Genomic DNA, 15613 nt, shown 5'->3' with positions numbered 1-15613 from the left:
ACCGACGGTCCGGCAGGTGCCGGAGTACGGGGCGAGCACGATGTCTCGCGACGTCTACACCGACCCCGTCCGATTCGAGCTCGAGCGCGAGCGGGTGCTCGGACGCAGCTGGATCCTCGCCGGGCGCCGGGAGCAGGTGCCGAACCCCGGCGACTGGATCACGTTCGAGGGCCACGGCGAAACGGTGGTGATCAGCCGGCAACCCGACGGCTCGCTGTCGGCCTTCCACAACGTGTGCCAGCACCGCGGCCCCGCGCTCGTCGGCGAGCTCACCGGGTGCGGCGCCCGCCGCTTCACGTGTCCGTATCACGGATGGGTGTACGACACGACCGGGAAGCTGGTCGGCGTCCCCGAGCGCGAGGACTTCGACGAGTCGCACCTCGCCGGGGTGCGAGCCCCGGCCGTCGCCGTCGACGAGTGGGGCGGTTGGGTGTGGATCAATCTCGATGGGCCGGAACGGGCACCGGCGCTGCTCGATTGGATCGGACCAGAGATCGCCGCCGACCTCGGCCGCTTCGACATGGAGGGCATGGTGCTCCACGAGATCGTCGAGTACGACGTGCCGGTCAGCTACAAAGCGATCGTCGACGGCTTCAACGAGGTGTATCACGTGACGCAGCTGCATCACGTGGGGGCCGAGGCCAGCAAGACGTTCCGCCAGACCTCGTTCCACATCGTCGGGCAGAACTACATGTGCTTCGTCCCGCGAACCGACACGCTCGACCGGCTGGCGGAGAACTGGGACCACCACAAGTACGCGATCTGTCACTACGTCGTGTTCCCCAACACGGTGTTCAACTGCAACCCGCCGCACATCCAGGTCTTCAACCCGATCCCGATCGACGTCGACCGGACGAAGTTCCTCTGCTGGGAGATCATCTACCCCGGCGATCACGACGACCCCGAGTACGCCAAGTACCTCAAGTCCACGATGGCCCACTGGGAGGCGCTCAAGGTGGTGGTGGGCGAGGACATCTCGATCTACGACCAGCTCGCCCGCACCAAGCGGTCGTCGGGATACACCCGGCACATCCTCTCCGAGCGCGAGTGCAAGCTCGCCCACTACCACGCCCAGATGGACGAGCGGATCAAGGACGGCGGGTGATCGTCGTCGAAGCGGCGATCCGCGTCGCCGACCCGTCGGGTCGTGACGCGCTGGTCGCCGCCACGGCGCCCGTGCAGCAGGCCACCCGTGACGAGGAGGCCGGCTGCCTGGTGTACTGCTTCGCCGCCGATCCCGTCGAGGCCGACCTGATCCAGGTATACGAGCTGTGGGCCGACGAGGCGACGCTCCGCGCCCACTTCGATCATCCGAACTATCACCGGATGCGCGAGATGCTCAACGGCGCCGGCCTGGCTTCGGCGGTGAGCCGCAAGCTCCGCATCGACGCCGAGAGCCCGGTCTACGGCGAGGACCGGCGACCGGTCGCCGGCTTCCCGGCGTGAGGAGCGACGGATGATCCGCGCCGGTCTCATCACCGGGACGCAGACGCTCGAGCTTCGCGAGTTCCCCGACCCGGTGCCGGTCGAGGGGGGCGTCGTGGTCGACATCGCCTACTGCGGCATCTGCGGCACCGACGTCCACGCCTTCCAGTCCGGTCAGCCGTACAACCCGGCGATCTGCGGTCACGAATGGACCGGAACGCTCTCGGCGATCGGCCCGGGCGTGAGGTCCCTGAGCGAGGGCCAGCGCGTCGTCGTCGCCACCGCGCCGGCGTGCGGCGCGTGCGTGGCCTGCCGCGCCGGCCAGGCCGAACGGTGCCAGACGGCCTTCCTGTCGGCGATCGGGCGCGACGCAGCCTCGCCACCCCACGGCGGATTCGCCCCGCGGCTCGCCGTGGCCGCGACGAAGGTCGTGCCGACCGATCCCGGATTGACCGACCTGCAGGCCGCGCAGGTCGAGCCGTTCACCGTCGCCTTCCATGCGGTGCGGTCGAGCCGGCTGCGCCTCGGCGACACGGCGGTGGTCCAGGGCGCCGGCCCGATCGGCCTGGCAACGCTGCAATGGGTGCGTGCCGCTGGCGCCGGTCGCGTCATCGTCGTCGAACCGAATTCGGGTCGCGCCGCGCTCGCCGCCTCGCTCGGGGCGTCCGAGGTCGTCGGCCCCGGCGCGGCTGCGAGCGACCTGATCGCCGAGCGAACCCGCGGGCTCGGCGCCGACATCGTGTACGAGTGCGTCGGGCGTCCGTCGGCGATCCAGGCAGCGGTCGATCTCACCCGGCGCGGCGGCTCGGTCTGCCTCATCGGGCTCGCCGACGGCGACGCGACGATCAGCCCGCACACGTGGCTGATCAAGGAGATCGTGTTCACCACGGCGCTCGCCTACTTCCACGAGGAGTTCGTCATGGCGATGGGGATGATCGCCGACGGTCGCATCGTCACCGAGCCGCTCCACACGGGCACCGTGGGACTCGACGCGCTCGGGGGCGTCCTGGCCGAGCTCGCCGGCGGGGCGACGGATCACGTGAAGGTGCTGGTCGACCCCCATCTGCGATCCTGACGGACGGAGGCAGCGGAATGGACGAGGCGCGCGTGGCAGCGACGTTCGACGTGATCGTGTTGGGCACCGGCGCAGCGGGACTCACGGCGGCGCTCGCGGCGGCCCACGCCGGAGCTTCCGTGGGCCTGTTCGAGAAGTCCGACCGCGTCGGCGGCGCGTCAGCGTGGTCGGGCGGGATGGTGTGGATCCCCTGCAATCCGCACATGGAGGCGATCGGTGCCGACGACAGTCGCGAGGAGGCCCTGCGTTACCTCGATTCGCTGTCCCACGGCATGATCGACCCGGCCCTCGCCGCCGCCTACGTCGACACCGGCCCGGAGATGGTGTCCTGGCTCGAGGCGGACACGCCCGTCGAGTTCACCCCGTGTGTCGGGTTCCCCGACTACCACCCCGAGCACCCGGGCGGAAGGCCGCACGGCGGCCGCTCGCTCGAGTGCCTGCTCTACCCGTTCGATGAGCTCGGTCCGTGGGCCGACCAGGTCACGGTCGGCCGGCAGATGCCCGAGACCCACCTGCGGATGGGTGAGACCCCGCTCGGCTCGCCGACCTTGACGCCGGTGCCCCCGGCCGAGATGCAGCGCCGCCGGGAGCACGACGAGCGCGGACTCGGCCAGAGCCTGGTCGGGCGCCTGCTGCGCGGGTGTCTCGACCGCGGCGTCGAGCCGGTCGTCGCCACGCGGGCCACGCGCCTGATCACCGAGGGCGACGACGTCGTCGGGGTCCGGGTCGAGGGGCCGGCCGGGCCGCGCGATCTCGGCGCCCGGGGCGGCGTCGTGCTGGCGACCGGCGGGTTCGAATGGGCCGACGATCTCGTCAAGGCGTTCCTGCGCGGGCCGCTCGAGCGCGCGGTGTCGGTGCCGACGAACACGGGCGACGGCTTGCGCATGGCGATGCGTGTCGGGGCCGCCCTCGGCAACATGCGCGAGGCGTGGTGGGTGCCGACCGTCGACGTGCCCGACCCCGACGAGCCGGAGACGACGTTCCCGTACCTGATCATGAGCCAGCGGACCCGGCCCCGGCTGATCATGGTGAACCGGCAGGGACGCCGATTCAGCAACGAAGCGGCCAACTACAACGCGTCGGGCGCCGCGTTCCACGATTTCGACCCGACCACGTTCGACTACGCCAACCTCCCGGCCTGGTTGGTGTTCGACCAGGAGCACCTCGATCGGTACGGCTTCGCCAACGTCCGTCCGGGAGGCGGCGTCCCGTTCGGCGCCGAGTCCGCCGACACGCTGGCCGAGCTCGGCCGCCGCTTGGGCATGCCCGACGGGGCGCTCGACACGACCGTGCGGCGGTGGAACGAGTTCTCGGCGGCAGGGTGCGACCCCGACTTCGGCCGCGGGGCCAGCGCTCACGACAACTGGTGGGGCGATCCGGCCTTCAAGGGGACGCCCCAGGCGACGCTCGGCCCGATCGACACGGCGCCGTTCCACGCCGTCCGTGTGCGGCCCGGCGCCCTCGGCACGAAGGGTGGGCCGCGGACCGATGCGAGCGCGCAAGTCCTCGACGTCGACGGGGCGCCGATCCGTGGCCTCTACGCCGCCGGCAACGTGATGGCGTCGGCGATGGGCATGACATACGGCGGCGGTGGCGGGACGCTCGGGCCGGGCATGGTGTTCGGCTACCTCGCCGGTCGGGCCGCCGCCGCGGCGGCGGCGTAGCCGCGGGCGGGATCGTCCGGATCCGGGCGCGTCCGATGTCGGCCGCTCCCGTTCAGAACCGCCCAACCGATCGGTCAATATGGGGCATGGCACTGCATCCGAACTGGGCGGACCTCTACGAGGCGATCGCCGCGCTGGATCCGTCGGCCGAGGCGATCGTCCACGGCGATCGGCGCATCACCTGGGGCGAGTTCGACGAGACGACCGCACGCCTGGCAGCAGTCTTCCGATCCTGGCGCCTCGAACCCGGGGCGCGGGTCGCGCTGTACCTGTTCAACGTCCCCGAGTACATCGAGCTGGCGGTCGGGGCGTTCAAGGCGCGGGTGGTGCCGATCAACGTCAACTACCGCTACCGCGGCGACGAGGTGCGCCACGTCCTGTCCGACTCGGCGGCCGAGGTCCTCGTCTTCGACACCGAGCTGGCCGGTGTGATCGCCGAGCTGGCGAGCACCGGTGGTCTTCCGGCGCGCCTCGTCGCCGTCGGCGACGGGGACCTGCCCGGCGTGCTGGGCCACGCCGAGCGCTACGCCGGACTCGTCGCCGGAACGGAGCCGGCCGAGCCGATCGAGCGGAGCGGCGACGATCACCTGATCCTGTACACGGGCGGCACCACCGGCTACCCGAAAGGGGTCGTGTGGCGGCACGGCGACCTGTTCCAGACGCTGTCGTTCCCCGCCTACGCGGCGGCCGGACTGCCGACGCCGGAGACGGCGGAGGGCGTCGCCGAGGCGGCGGCCGCGCTCCGCGGCTCCGGTGCGTCTCCGGTGATGCTCTCGGCGCCGCCGCTCATCCACGGCACCGCACTGTTCCTCGCCATGGCGGCGCTTCTCCGCGGCGGGTCGGTCGTGCTGCTCACCTCGCGCCGATTCGACGCCCGCGAGCTGTGGCAGCTCGTGGAGTCCGAGGGCGTCACCGACATCGCCATCGTCGGCGACTCGTTCGCCCGGCCGATGGTGGCCGAACTCGACGAGCGTGACGCGGCGGGCGATCCGGTCGACCTGTCGAGCGTGCGGATGATCTCGAGTGCCGGCATCACGTGGGGTGCCGAGACCAAGGCGGCGCTCCGCCGGCGCGGCCAGATGGTGCTGCTCGACATGCTCGGAGCCAGCGAGGGTGGGCCGTTCGCGACCAGCGTGACCCTTCCCGGCCAGGAACCGGCGGCGACGGCGCAGTTCACGATCGCCGAGCGGGCGGTGCTCCTCGACGACGACGGCTCGATCATCCCGCCGGGCGACGGCCGGATCGGCGTACTCGCCTACCGAGGCTCTGGACCGATCGGCTACTTCAACGACCCGGCGAAGACCGCGTCGGTGTTCCGCGAGATCGACGGCGAGCGCTACGTGATCCCCGGCGACTACGCCACCGTCGCCTCCGACGGCACCGTCACGTTCGTCGGCCGGGGCTCGGTGTGCATCAACACCGGGGGCGAGAAGGTCTACCCCGAGGAGGTCGAAGAGACGCTGAAGACCCATCCGGCCGTGGTCGACTGCAACGTCGTCGGTGTCCCCGACAGCACGTTCGGCGATGCCGTCACGGCGGTGGTGCAACTCGATCCCGATGCCGCCGTCACCGATTCCGATCTCGTCGCCCACGTGCACGATCGGCTCGCCGGCTACAAGGCGCCGCGTCACATCGTGCGCGTCGACGTGCTCCAGCGCAGCCCGACGGGGAAGAGCGACTATCGCGCGGCGCGCGCCGCCGCCCTGGCCGCGCTCGGCATCGACGCCTGACGGACGGACGACTCTCCGTCGGCTCAGCTCCGGCGGCCGGCCTCGTAGACCACCCCGGACGCCTGCTTGTGGAAGCGGGCGATTCCGGCCATCGTGGTCTGGCCGGCGTCGACCACGAGCGTGTGGCCCGTGACGTAGCCGGACTCGTCGCTGGCGAGGAACAGCGCGGCGTTGGCGATGTCGATCGGCAGCCCCGCCTTGCCCAGGGCCGACCCGGCGGCGATCGCCTCGGTGGTTCGCTCGGTGGCGGTGTGGTCGCCGGTGATCACCTGCGATGTCATCGCCGTCACCGTGCTGCCCGGCGAGATGGCGTTGACGCGGATGCCGCTGGCCGCCAGCTCGGAGGCGGCGGACTTGGTGAGACCGATCACGGCGTGCTTGCACGCCGTGTAGCAGTGCGGCCCGAGACCGCCGAGGATGCCCGCCGTGCTCGACGTGGAGATGATCGCGCCCGAGCCCTGGGGCTCCATCACCCTGGCGGCGTGCTTGATGCCGAGGAACACGCTCCGCATCAGCACGGCGACGGTGTGGTCCCATCCGTCGGTCGGGGTCTCGGCGATCGGGCCGATCACGCCGAGGATCCCGGCGTTGTTGAACATCACGTCGAGCCGTCCGAACTCGGACGCGGCCGTGTCGACGAGGGCGGCGATGTCGTCTTCCGACGTCACATCGGTGTGCACGAAGCGCGTCGCCGCTCCGAGCCCGGCGACGAGCGCCTCACCCGGCCCGTCCTGGATGTCGCCGACGACCACCGACGCGCCTTCCTCGACGAACCGGCGCACGGTTCCCTCGCCGATCCCGCTGGCCCCGCCCGTCACGACCGCGACCTTGCCGTCCAACCGCCCCGCCATCTTGCCCCCTGTGTGAAACTCCCGGAATGGTCCGGCGCAGTGCTTATCAGTTGGGCCCCGACGATCTCGTGCTGAGCCACTTCAGCCTCGGCCGCCAACACCCGATCGACGAGCGCATCCGCCTCGCCGCCGCCAACGGCTTCGCCGGCATCGGCCTCTACACCGGGCACTATCGAGCCCTGGAGGAGTCCGGCGATGCACCGGGGCGTCTCCGGGAGTTGCTCGACGAGCACGAACTCGTCCTCGCCGAGATCGAGGTGGTCCCGGGCCTCGGCGCCGACGGGGCCGGAGGGGGCGCCGCGGCGGAGGTCGAGGCCATCGCGTGGCGGATGGCCGACGAGTTCGGTAGCCGCTACCTCCAGTGCATCGGGCCGTCGGGTCGTTCCGTCGCCGACGCCGGGCGGGCGTTCGGCGCCCTGTGCGACCGTGCGGCCGATCACGGGTTGGTCGTCGGCCTGGAGTTCCTCCCGTTCACCGACGTGGTCACCGTCGGCGACGCCCGGGCGATCGTCGAAGCGGCCGATCGGCCCAACGGCGGTGTGTGCGTGGACATCTGGCACCACGAGCGCGGGGCCAACGATCTCGGGGCGATCCGCGACCTGCCCGCCGAGCTCATCATGGGCGTGCAGATGAGCGATGGTCCGCGGCGACCGGTCGATCCCGATTACTACACCGACTGCCTCCGGAACCGGCTGGCTCCGGGCGACGGCGAGTTCGACGTCGCCGGCTTCGTCGGCGCGCTGCGGGAGGCCGGCTCGACGGTGTCGTGGTCGCTCGAGGTGTGCAGCGCGGCAGGGTGGGCCGATCCCGCGCCCCACGTGCGGCGCATCGCCGACGGTATGCGTGCCGCGCTGCACGCGTCCGCCTTGCCGCCGAATTGACCGATCAGTTAGTTTCTCGGCATGGCAACCCGAGTGCCCGTGGCCGAGGGCATCTTCACGTGGCCGAGCGACGAGCCCCGGCTCCTCGGCAGCCGGTGCACTACCTGCGGCAACCACATGTTCCCGGCGCAGGGCGGCTGCCCGAAGTGCACCGGGTCCGACACCGAGACCGTCGAACTGTCGCCGCGCGGCACGTTGTGGACGTGGACGATCCAGGGCTTCCCGCCCAAGTCGCCGCCGTTCATCGGCAACGACGACCCGGCGACGTTCCGCCCGTTCGGCGTGGGCTACGTCGAGCTGCCTGGACAGGTGAAGGTGGAGTCCCGGCTCACCGTTGCCGACCCCAGCCAGCTGAGCGTCGGGATGGAGATGGAGCTCGTGCTCGACCCGATCGGCACCGACGAGGAGGGCAACGAGATCGTGACGTTCGCCTTCGCGCCGGTCGCGCCACCCACCCCCGAGGAGGTCACGTCATGAACTGTCCGGAGTTCAGCGAGCGAAGCGAGCGTCCCGAAGTTCGAGCGGCCGTGCGCGCGGCCTGCGTGGCCACTGAGCCTCGGCGACTCGCCTGTAGGGAACGCAATGAGTGATGACGTTGCGATCGTGGGGATCGGGATGCACGAGTTCGGGCGTCACGATGGCGTGACCGGCATGGAGCAGGGGACGATCGCCGTGCGCCGGGCCCTCGCCGACGCCGGGGTCGGCTGGGAGGACATGCAGTTCGCGTACGGTGGATCGGCCGCGGCCGGCAACGCCGACACGATGGTGTCGCACCTCGGCCTCACCGGGCTGATGTTCATCAACGTCGCCAACGGCTGCGCCACCGGCGGCTCGGCGCTGTTCGGTGCCTACAACACGATCAAGTCGGGCGTGTTCGACGTCGGCATCGCCATCGGCTTCGACAAGCACGAGCGGGGCGCGTTCCGGGTCAACACGCGGGGCTCGGGCCTGGGTGACTGGTACGGGGCGTCCGGACTGGCGCTCACCACGCAGTTCTTCGGCATGAAGATCAACCGCTACATGCACGAGTACGGCATCAGCCAGTCGACGCTGGCCAAGGTGTCGGCCAAGGCGTTCCGCAACGGATCGCTGAACCCGATGGCGTGGCGCCGCAAGCCGCTGTCCGAGGAGGAGATCCTCGACTCGGCGATGCTGTCGTACCCGCTCACCCAGTACATGTTCTGCTCGCCGGGCGAGGGCGGCGTGGCGGTCGTCCTCGCCCGCGCCGACCAGGCCCACAGGTACACCGACCGCCCGATCTTCCTGAAGTCGGCCGTGGTCCGCTCGCGGCGCTTCGGCAGCTTCGAGGTGCTCGCCCCGTCGATCGCCCTCGAGCACAACGCCGGACCCACCGTCGACGCGTCGACGGCGGCGTTCGAGATGGCCGGCATCGGGCCCGAGGACATCGACCTCGCCCAGCTGCAGGACACCGAGGCGGGGGCCGAGGTGATGCACATGGCCGAGAACGGCTTCTGCGAACACGGCGAGCAGGAGGCGATGATCCAGGCCGGCGACACCGAGATCGGCGGCCGCTTCCCGGTCAACACCGACGGTGGCTGCCTCGCCAACGGCGAGCCGATCGGCGCGTCCGGCCTGCGGCAGGTCTACGAGAACGTCCTCCAGCTGCGTGGGGACGCCGGCGACCGTCAGGTGCCGGGTAATCCGCGGGTCGCCTACACGCACGTCTACGGCGCTCCGGGCATCTCAGGCGTCACCATTCTCAGCCGCTGACGTCGCGCCGGCCGGCGCGCGCGTCTCCGGCATCTTCGCCACCGATACGCCATTGCTACGAGGGGGTCCGATGGGGATCGACTACGGCCGTTGCTACCACCAGGGGGTCCGCGTCCCCGATCTCGACGCGGCGATGGCCGAGCTCGGCCCGGCGCTCGGCGTCGAGTGGTGCACGCCCCAGGAACGTGAGCAGACGGTGTGGCTGCCCGGCACAGGGACCACCACACTCCCGCTGCGCTTCACGTACTCGGCCGGAGAGGCCCAGCACATCGAACTGCTCGAAGGGCCGCCCGGGTCGATCTGGGACGGGCGCGAGCATCCCGGGATCCACCACGTCGGGCTGTGGAGCGACGACGTCCGCGGCGAGACCGAGCATCTTCTCGCGGCCGGGTGGACGCTGCAGCTGGCCCAACAGGCACCGGAGGACGGCTACGGCGTCTTCACCTACGTGCAGCCGCCCAGCGGGCTGCTCGTCGAGTTGGTGTGGAGCGCGGTGGAGCCGATGTTCAGCCGCTGGTTCGCCGGCGGCGAGCTGGGCTGAGCGGCGCTTCGCGGGACCGGACGCGCTGGACGGGAGCACCGTGCGCATCGGGATCACCTCCTTGTGCCTCGACCGGACGATCCACCCGGCCCGCCTCGCGCGCGAGGTCGAGGCCCGCGGTTTCGAGTCCCTGTGGTATCCCGAGCACAGCCACATCCCGGCCAGCCGGCGCTCGCCGTGGCCGGGGTCGCTCGACGGGGCGCCGCTGCCCGACGACTACTGGCGGATGCACGACCAGTTCAACGCCCTGGCGATGGCGGGAGCGGTGACGACCACGCTCCGCCTCGGTACGAGCGTCACGCTGCTCGGTCAGCGGGATCCGATCTGGACCGCCAAGCAGGTGGCGTCGCTCGACCACCTCACCGGTGGGCGGGTCGAGTTCGGCATCGGTTTCGGCTGGAATCGCGAGGAGCAGGAGAACCACGGCTACCCGTGGCCCCGACGCCGCGAGATGGTGCGGGAGAAGGTGCTGGCGATGCAGGCGCTCTGGACGCAGGACGAGGCCTCGTTCTCCGGCGAGCACGTGCACATCGAGCCGGCGTGGGCGCTCCCCAAGCCCGTGCAGCGGCCCCACCCCCCGATCCATCTCGGCGGCTCCTGGGGGCCCAAGCTGTTCGGCGCGATCGCCGAGTACGGCGACGGCTGGATGCCGATCTCGGCCCGGCCGTCGATCATCGAGCGCGCCGCCCCGCTGTGGGCGGCCGCCGAGGCGGCCGGGCGCGATCCGGCGTCGATCACGATCAGCGTGTTCGGCGCGACGACCGACGTGGCCGGCCTCGAACAGCTCGCTGCCGAAGGCGTCAACCGAGCCGTGCTCACCTTGCCGTACGCGGACGCCGATGTCGTGCTGCCGGTCCTCGACGACTGGGCCCCACTCGCAGAAAGGTTCGCCGCATGAGCGACCTCCGTACCGCCGGCTGGTTCCAGGTCGCCTACCTGGTCAACGATCTCGACGTCGCCATCGCCCGCTGGACGACCCTGTTCGGCGCCGGACCGTTCGCCGTGACCGAACACCATCGCACCGACACGTTCGACTACCGCGGCACGTCGCACGAGGCCGACGTCTCGTACGCCTTCGGCTACCTCGGCGACACGATGATCCAGTTCATCGTCCAGCACGACGACACCCCGTCGATCTATCGGGACATGTACGCCGCCGGCGAGGAGGGCTACCACCACGTCGCCATGCTCGTCCACGACTTCGAGGCCGAGTACGACCGCCTCGTCGCCCTCGGATTCGAGCCGGCCTGCCGGCTGCACGCCGACGACGTCGACGCCGCCTACTTCGACACCCGCGAGGTGACGGGTGGGTTCACCGAGATCCACGGTGATCCGCCACACATCCTCGGGACGTTCGCGACCTGGCGCCGGGCCCACGAGAGATACCGTCCTGGCGTCGATCCGCCGGTGCTCCGGCGCCGCGACGGCGGTGGGAACAACACGTCGACACGACACAGGGGGACGTCATGACCGAGACACGCACACCGTGGTTCCTGTCCGGCAACTTCGCGCCGGTGGAGGACGAGCTCACCGTCACCGACCTGGAGGTGACCGGCTCGATCCCACCCTCGCTCGCCGGCCGGTACCTCCGCAACGGGTCCAACCCGGTCGGCGACGTCGGCCATTGGTTCTTCGGCGACGGCATGGTGCACGGCATCCGCCTGGAGGGCGGCCGGGCGTCGTGGTACCGCAACCGGTGGGTCCGCACGACGAAGTTCGAGCAGTCGCTCGACGCCACCGACCCGGCGACGATGATGGACCCGACGGCGAGCGCGGCGAACACCCACGTGCTCGCCCACGCCGGGCGCATCTGGGCGCTGGAGGAGGGACATCTTCCGTACGAGCTGTCACCCGAGCTCGACACCGTCGGCTGCGACGACTTCGGCGGAGCGCTCACGACGGCGTTCACCGCCCACCCCAAGCTCTGCCCAGAGACCGGCGAACTGCACTTCTTCGGCTACGGCGTGCTCGGGCCGTATCTCACGTACCACGTGCTCGACGCCGCCGGGGCCCTCGTCCATTCCTCCCCGATCACCATCCCGCGACCGGTGATGATGCACGACTTCATGATCACGCGTGACCACGCGATCTTCATGGACCTGCCCGTGGTGTTCGACCTCGAGAAGGCGATGCGCGGGGAGCCGCCGATCGGCTGGGACGACGACGCCGGCGCCCGCATCGGCATCGTCCCGCGGTTCGGCACCGACGTCGACGTCCGCTGGTTCGACGTCGACCCCTGCTACGTGTTCCACCCCTTCAACGCCTACAGCGACGGGACGACGGTCACGTGCGACGTCGGCCGTCACGAGACGATGTGGCGTGGCTCGATGGACGATTTCACGCCGTCGTTGCTGCACCGGTGGACGTTCGACCTCGACACCGGCTCGGTGCGCGAGGAGCCGCTCGACGACGTACAGCACGCGTTCCCGCGCGTCGACGAGCGCCTCGTCGGCTTGCGCCATCGCTACGGCTGGGCGATCGCCCCGCGCCGGTCACGGGCCAGCGGCGACGAGGTCAGCGTCCTCGAGGAAGCCGGCGTGGTGGTGAAGTACGACCTCGACAGCGGGCGGTCGGACACGTTCGATCTCGGACCCTCGGCGCACCCCGGCGAGTTCGTGTTCGTCCCCGAGGACGACACCAGCGGCGAAGACGCCGGCTGGGCGATGGGCATCGTGTACGACGACGTGCGCGGCGCCTCCGACCTCGTCATCCTCGATGCCACCGACCCTGCTGCCGACCCCGTCGCCACCGTCCACCTCCCGCGCCGGGTGCCTTACGGCTTCCACGGCAGCTGGATCCCCGACTCCGACCTCGCGACCCTCTGAAGATGATTCTCAGGCGTCATACGTCGCGTTTTCGGGCGCTCCTGTCGGGCCTGTGGGTCGGGTACGGGTGTGTTCGCTTGGCTTCGGGACGATGGTCTGCTCGTGAGGCTGGGGTGCCGTCGTCGGTCGCCGGCACCTTGTCGGTGCGACGGGCGGTTTGGGTCGCCGGTTGCGGTTGCCGCACTCTCCGTCACATACCTCGGGGTCTCGACGCCGGCGCGGCTCGTAGGGGATGTTTCGGGGGCGGGATCGTGACGGTTTTCGTCACGATCCCGCCCCCGATCACCGAATGGCACGATCGAGCCCCAGATTCTCGACGGTGTCCACCTTCCGCCCGGCCACCGACGTCGATCACCTCGCCGTCGGAGCAGCAGCCGTCACCGGCGAAGCGGACCGACCTGCGGCCAGCAGAAGACGAGAGAGGCGCGACGGCCCAGGACGAAGTGCCAACCCAGCGCGCTCCGGAGGCCCACCCCGGACGCACTTGCACCGTTCAGAACCCACGAACGCGACAGGAGAGCCCGATTTCGCGACCAATGACGCCTGAGAATCGAGGATTCGGGTCAGCGGACGGGGTGGGAGCCGTCCCAGGCGTCGGCGAGGGCGGCGACGGTGGCGTAGAAGGCCACCAGGCGATCGGACGGCTCGTACAGCTCGACGAGATGACCGAGGTCGGCACGGGCGTCCATGAACGCGAACTCCTGGCCGGTCGCCGTCGCCGCCCACAACGCCTCGGGCCACCCCTGATCGACACACCACGACATCGCCGCCGGAAGCGACTCGACCATGAACGCCACGTGGTGCACGTTGCCCGGGGCCACGATCGGCGGGGTGTGCTCCTCGACGAGCTCGACCATCAACGGCCCCCACTGGCCGTAGGCCGACGAGTGGTCGAACGGTGCGGGGTGGCCGTGGACGCGCGACGAGGTGACCCCGATGTGGTCGGCCACGACGAACGGCCCGGCCCCGGTGGCGGCTGCTCGACGAGCCGCCGCGGCACGCACGTCGACGACGCCATAGGCGATCTGCACCGGGTTTCCGAGAGGACCCGCCGCCGACCCGGACCGGCGTGGCGTCAGCACCGTACGACGCTGCCCGCTCGGAGGCTCAGACCATGACCGACACCAACAGCACACACGACACGATCGGGGACACCGTGACCGACCACCAGCAGATCATCGACCTCACCGCCACCTACTCGTGGGCGCTCGACACGAGGTCGTGGGACGACCTCGACGAGGTCTTCCTGCCCGACGCGACCGCCGACCTGGTGTGGGCGCTGGAGGGGCGCGAGGCGATCAAGGAGCGGGTCCGCACGGCCCTCGAGCACCTCGACAGCAGCCAGCATCTGGTCGCCACCCATCAGGTGCGCGTCGACGGCGACACGGCGACGTGCCGGTGCTACCTCCAGGCGCAGCACGTGCTCGGGACCGACACCTATCTCGTCGGCGGCAAATACGACGACCAGCTCGTCCGCACCGATGGCGGGTGGCGCATCGCCCACCGGGCCCTGACGATCTTGTGGGGGACCGGCAACCCCGCCGTGATGCGCTCGGGCCGCTGACCCCACCAACCAGTGGGCCGCGTGACGGTTGGTCCCTGGCGCCAACCGTGACGGTGAGGCTGCGGGCATCGTCAGTCGCCGACGTAGGGCGCCATGAGCGGCGCCATCCGCAACCGTTCCGGGACCCGCTCCACGCCGATCATGCGGTCGACCTGCTCGTTGAAGTGCCAGATGCGCCGTTCCTGGTAGTTGATCGGCACGCCGCGGAACGCCGGCGACTCGAGCGAGCGTTGCATCGGCGCCATGTTGGCGAAGTCCTCGCCCATGATCTGGTCGAACGCCTCCATGCGCCGCCCCCAGTGGGGCGGCAAGCCGTCGGCGGGGTCGAATTCGATCGGTGCGTAGTGGATCCACTCGATCCGCGTCGTGCGCCGGTCTATCGGCCAGAACAGGATGAACGGGAAGCCGTAGGCGGCGATCGGCGTGATCAGGTTGGGGAAGATCGAGTACGCCGAGCTCGTGCAGCGCACGATGTCGCTCACCGTCTCGATGTCGTCGAACCCCGGCGTGACGAGATGGCGCCAGTCGTCCCAGTCGCTCATCCCGGCGGCCTGCCACGAGCGGCGCGAGAACGGCGTGATCATCCGCGACGCCCCGTTGGGCAGCAGCCCCATCGTCGCGCCACGGTTGTCGAGGTGGCTGTCGCCGTCGCGCTGGTGGATGTGGCGGAAGTGGTAGACCTCGAGGAACGCCTCGGCGGTCACCTTCCAGTTGCACGGCACCACCTCGCTCCGGCGGGCGACGGTCCGCAGCCGAGGGCCGTCGAGCTCGGCGAGTTGTTCGGGGATCGGTGCCAGCCAGTCGAGGAGCGGGGGAGCGTCGGGATCCTGGTTGACGAACACCCAGCCGTCCCAGACCTCGCAACGCAGTTGCGGTAGGCAACGCTGGGTGCGGTCGAGCCCGACGAAGTCGCGCTCGTCGGGGACCGCGATCAGCTCGCCGTCGGTGATGTCGTAGGTCCAGGAGTGGTACTGACAGCGCAGCGTCCGCGCGGTGCCGCACTCGGCTCGCACCACCGGCGCGCCGCGGTGCTGGCACGTGTTGTAGAAGGCCCGCAGCTCGCCGTCCTTGCCCCGCACGAGCAGCACCGGGATGCCGAGGTCGTCGAACGTGCGGTAGTCGCCGGGGTTCGGGAGCTCCTCCTGGCGTCCGGCGAGCACCCAGACCCTGCGCCAGAGGTGTTCGCGTTCGAGCTCGTAGAACTCGTCGCTCGTGTAGCGCTCGGCGGGGATGTCGTGGAACGCCGGGAAGCCCTCGGGCGGACCGGTCCGCGCGAACTCGTAGCGCATCTCCTCGCGGAGACGGTCGATCAGTTCCTTGTCCATG

The 15613-nt window shown here is 70.5% G+C and carries 16 protein-coding genes; 13 read left to right on the top strand and 3 right to left on the bottom strand.

Features of this window, described 5'->3' with window-relative positions; genetic code table 11:
* Window positions 1-16: 16 nt before the first annotated feature.
* From DN771_RS10080 to DN771_RS10060, 5 genes are all read left to right on the top strand, one after another.
* Window positions 17-1105, top strand: a complete 1089-nt coding sequence (locus DN771_RS10080) for an aromatic ring-hydroxylating oxygenase subunit alpha (RefSeq protein WP_162941770.1) — start codon at window positions 17-19, stop codon at window positions 1103-1105.
* A complete protein-coding gene (locus DN771_RS10075; RefSeq protein ID WP_162941769.1) occupies window positions 1102-1446 on the top strand; it encodes a putative quinol monooxygenase in 345 nt (114 codons plus the stop codon). Before DN771_RS10080 ends, DN771_RS10075 begins: the two co-directional genes overlap by 4 nt.
* Window positions 1447-1456: 10 nt before the next feature.
* Window positions 1457-2500, top strand: coding sequence for a zinc-dependent alcohol dehydrogenase (locus DN771_RS10070; protein ID WP_116997223.1), 1044 nt, complete (start codon window positions 1457-1459; stop codon window positions 2498-2500).
* Window positions 2501-2517: 17 nt separating this feature from the next.
* Window positions 2518-4164, top strand: coding sequence for an FAD-dependent oxidoreductase (locus tag DN771_RS10065; protein WP_116997222.1), 1647 nt, complete (start codon window positions 2518-2520; stop codon window positions 4162-4164).
* Between the two features lie 86 nt (window positions 4165-4250).
* Complete coding sequence (locus tag DN771_RS10060; protein WP_162941768.1) at window positions 4251-5894, top strand: AMP-binding protein; 1644 nt, start codon at window positions 4251-4253, stop codon at window positions 5892-5894.
* A gap of 23 nt (window positions 5895-5917) precedes the next feature.
* Here the strand turns inward: DN771_RS10060 and DN771_RS10055 are convergent, their stop codons facing one another.
* Window positions 5918-6745 carry a glucose 1-dehydrogenase gene (locus DN771_RS10055; protein ID WP_116997220.1) on the bottom strand — a complete coding sequence of 276 codons (828 nt, stop codon included), beginning with the start codon at window positions 6743-6745 and terminating at the stop codon, window positions 5918-5920.
* 26 nt (window positions 6746-6771) lie between these two features.
* Here DN771_RS10055 and DN771_RS10050 point away from each other — a divergent pair, with 26 nt between their 5' ends.
* The 7 genes from DN771_RS10050 to DN771_RS10020 all read left to right on the top strand — a co-directional run bounded on the left by DN771_RS10050 (window position 6772) and on the right by DN771_RS10020 (window position 12723).
* Window positions 6772-7626, top strand: a complete 855-nt coding sequence (locus DN771_RS10050) for a sugar phosphate isomerase/epimerase family protein (protein WP_116997219.1) — start codon at window positions 6772-6774, stop codon at window positions 7624-7626.
* A gap of 21 nt (window positions 7627-7647) precedes the next feature.
* Window positions 7648-8103 (top strand): Zn-ribbon domain-containing OB-fold protein, encoded by a 456-nt coding sequence (locus DN771_RS10045; RefSeq protein ID WP_116997218.1) that lies wholly within the window; start codon window positions 7648-7650, stop codon window positions 8101-8103.
* 105 nt (window positions 8104-8208) lie between these two features.
* Window positions 8209-9357 (top strand): thiolase family protein, encoded by a 1149-nt coding sequence (locus DN771_RS10040; RefSeq protein WP_116997217.1) that lies wholly within the window; start codon window positions 8209-8211, stop codon window positions 9355-9357.
* A 70-nt stretch (window positions 9358-9427) separates the two neighbouring features.
* Complete coding sequence (locus tag DN771_RS10035; protein ID WP_116997216.1) at window positions 9428-9898, top strand: VOC family protein; 471 nt, start codon at window positions 9428-9430, stop codon at window positions 9896-9898.
* A gap of 40 nt (window positions 9899-9938) precedes the next feature.
* A complete protein-coding gene (locus tag DN771_RS10030; protein WP_116997215.1) occupies window positions 9939-10796 on the top strand; it encodes an LLM class F420-dependent oxidoreductase in 858 nt (285 codons plus the stop codon).
* Window positions 10793-11368: a VOC family protein gene (locus DN771_RS10025; protein ID WP_116997214.1), complete on the top strand. Its 576-nt coding sequence runs from the start codon at window positions 10793-10795 to the stop codon at window positions 11366-11368. Before DN771_RS10030 ends, DN771_RS10025 begins: the two co-directional genes overlap by 4 nt.
* Window positions 11365-12723: a carotenoid oxygenase family protein gene (locus DN771_RS10020; protein WP_116997213.1), complete on the top strand. Its 1359-nt coding sequence runs from the start codon at window positions 11365-11367 to the stop codon at window positions 12721-12723. Before DN771_RS10025 ends, DN771_RS10020 begins: the two co-directional genes overlap by 4 nt.
* 563 nt (window positions 12724-13286) lie before the next feature.
* Here DN771_RS10020 and DN771_RS10015 read toward each other — a convergent pair.
* A complete protein-coding gene (locus DN771_RS10015; RefSeq protein ID WP_205528513.1) occupies window positions 13287-13754 on the bottom strand; it encodes a VOC family protein in 468 nt (155 codons plus the stop codon).
* An 83-nt stretch (window positions 13755-13837) separates the two neighbouring features.
* Here DN771_RS10015 and DN771_RS10010 point away from each other — a divergent pair, with 83 nt between their 5' ends.
* Complete coding sequence (locus tag DN771_RS10010; RefSeq protein WP_116997212.1) at window positions 13838-14287, top strand: nuclear transport factor 2 family protein; 450 nt, start codon at window positions 13838-13840, stop codon at window positions 14285-14287.
* 71 nt (window positions 14288-14358) lie between these two features.
* Here the strand turns inward: DN771_RS10010 and DN771_RS10005 are convergent, their stop codons facing one another.
* Window positions 14359-15612 (bottom strand): aromatic ring-hydroxylating oxygenase subunit alpha, encoded by a 1254-nt coding sequence (locus DN771_RS10005; protein ID WP_116997211.1) that lies wholly within the window; start codon window positions 15610-15612, stop codon window positions 14359-14361.
* Window position 15613 lies beyond the last annotated feature (1 nt).

This window comes from Desertimonas flava, assembly GCF_003426815.1.
GTDB lineage: Bacteria > Actinomycetota > Acidimicrobiia > Acidimicrobiales > Ilumatobacteraceae > Desertimonas > Desertimonas flava.
The sequence above is the reverse complement of the archived record's forward strand: the minus strand, read 5'-3'. Positions and strand labels throughout refer to the sequence as shown.

Bases quoted from the DNA above. Each gene is read 5' to 3' on its own strand.
- DN771_RS10010 (WP_116997212.1), top strand. From the start codon at position 13,838: ATGACCGACACCAACAGCACACACGACACGATCGGGGACACCGTGACC.
- DN771_RS10050 (WP_116997219.1), top strand. From the start codon at position 6,772: ATGGTCCGGCGCAGTGCTTATCAGTTGGGCCCCGACGATCTCGTGCTG.
- DN771_RS10040 (WP_116997217.1), top strand. From the start codon at position 8,209: ATGAGTGATGACGTTGCGATCGTGGGGATCGGGATGCACGAGTTCGGG.
- DN771_RS10045 (WP_116997218.1), top strand. From the start codon at position 7,648: ATGGCAACCCGAGTGCCCGTGGCCGAGGGCATCTTCACGTGGCCGAGC.
- DN771_RS10025 (WP_116997214.1), top strand. From the start codon at position 10,793: ATGAGCGACCTCCGTACCGCCGGCTGGTTCCAGGTCGCCTACCTGGTC.
- DN771_RS10060 (WP_162941768.1), top strand. From the start codon at position 4,251: ATGGCACTGCATCCGAACTGGGCGGACCTCTACGAGGCGATCGCCGCG.
- DN771_RS10035 (WP_116997216.1), top strand. From the start codon at position 9,428: ATGGGGATCGACTACGGCCGTTGCTACCACCAGGGGGTCCGCGTCCCC.
- DN771_RS10055 (WP_116997220.1), bottom strand. From the start codon at position 6,745: ATGGCGGGGCGGTTGGACGGCAAGGTCGCGGTCGTGACGGGCGGGGCC.
- DN771_RS10065 (WP_116997222.1), top strand. From the start codon at position 2,518: ATGGACGAGGCGCGCGTGGCAGCGACGTTCGACGTGATCGTGTTGGGC.
- DN771_RS10070 (WP_116997223.1), top strand. From the start codon at position 1,457: ATGATCCGCGCCGGTCTCATCACCGGGACGCAGACGCTCGAGCTTCGC.
- DN771_RS10005 (WP_116997211.1), bottom strand. From the start codon at position 15,612: ATGGACAAGGAACTGATCGACCGTCTCCGCGAGGAGATGCGCTACGAG.
- DN771_RS10020 (WP_116997213.1), top strand. From the start codon at position 11,365: ATGACCGAGACACGCACACCGTGGTTCCTGTCCGGCAACTTCGCGCCG.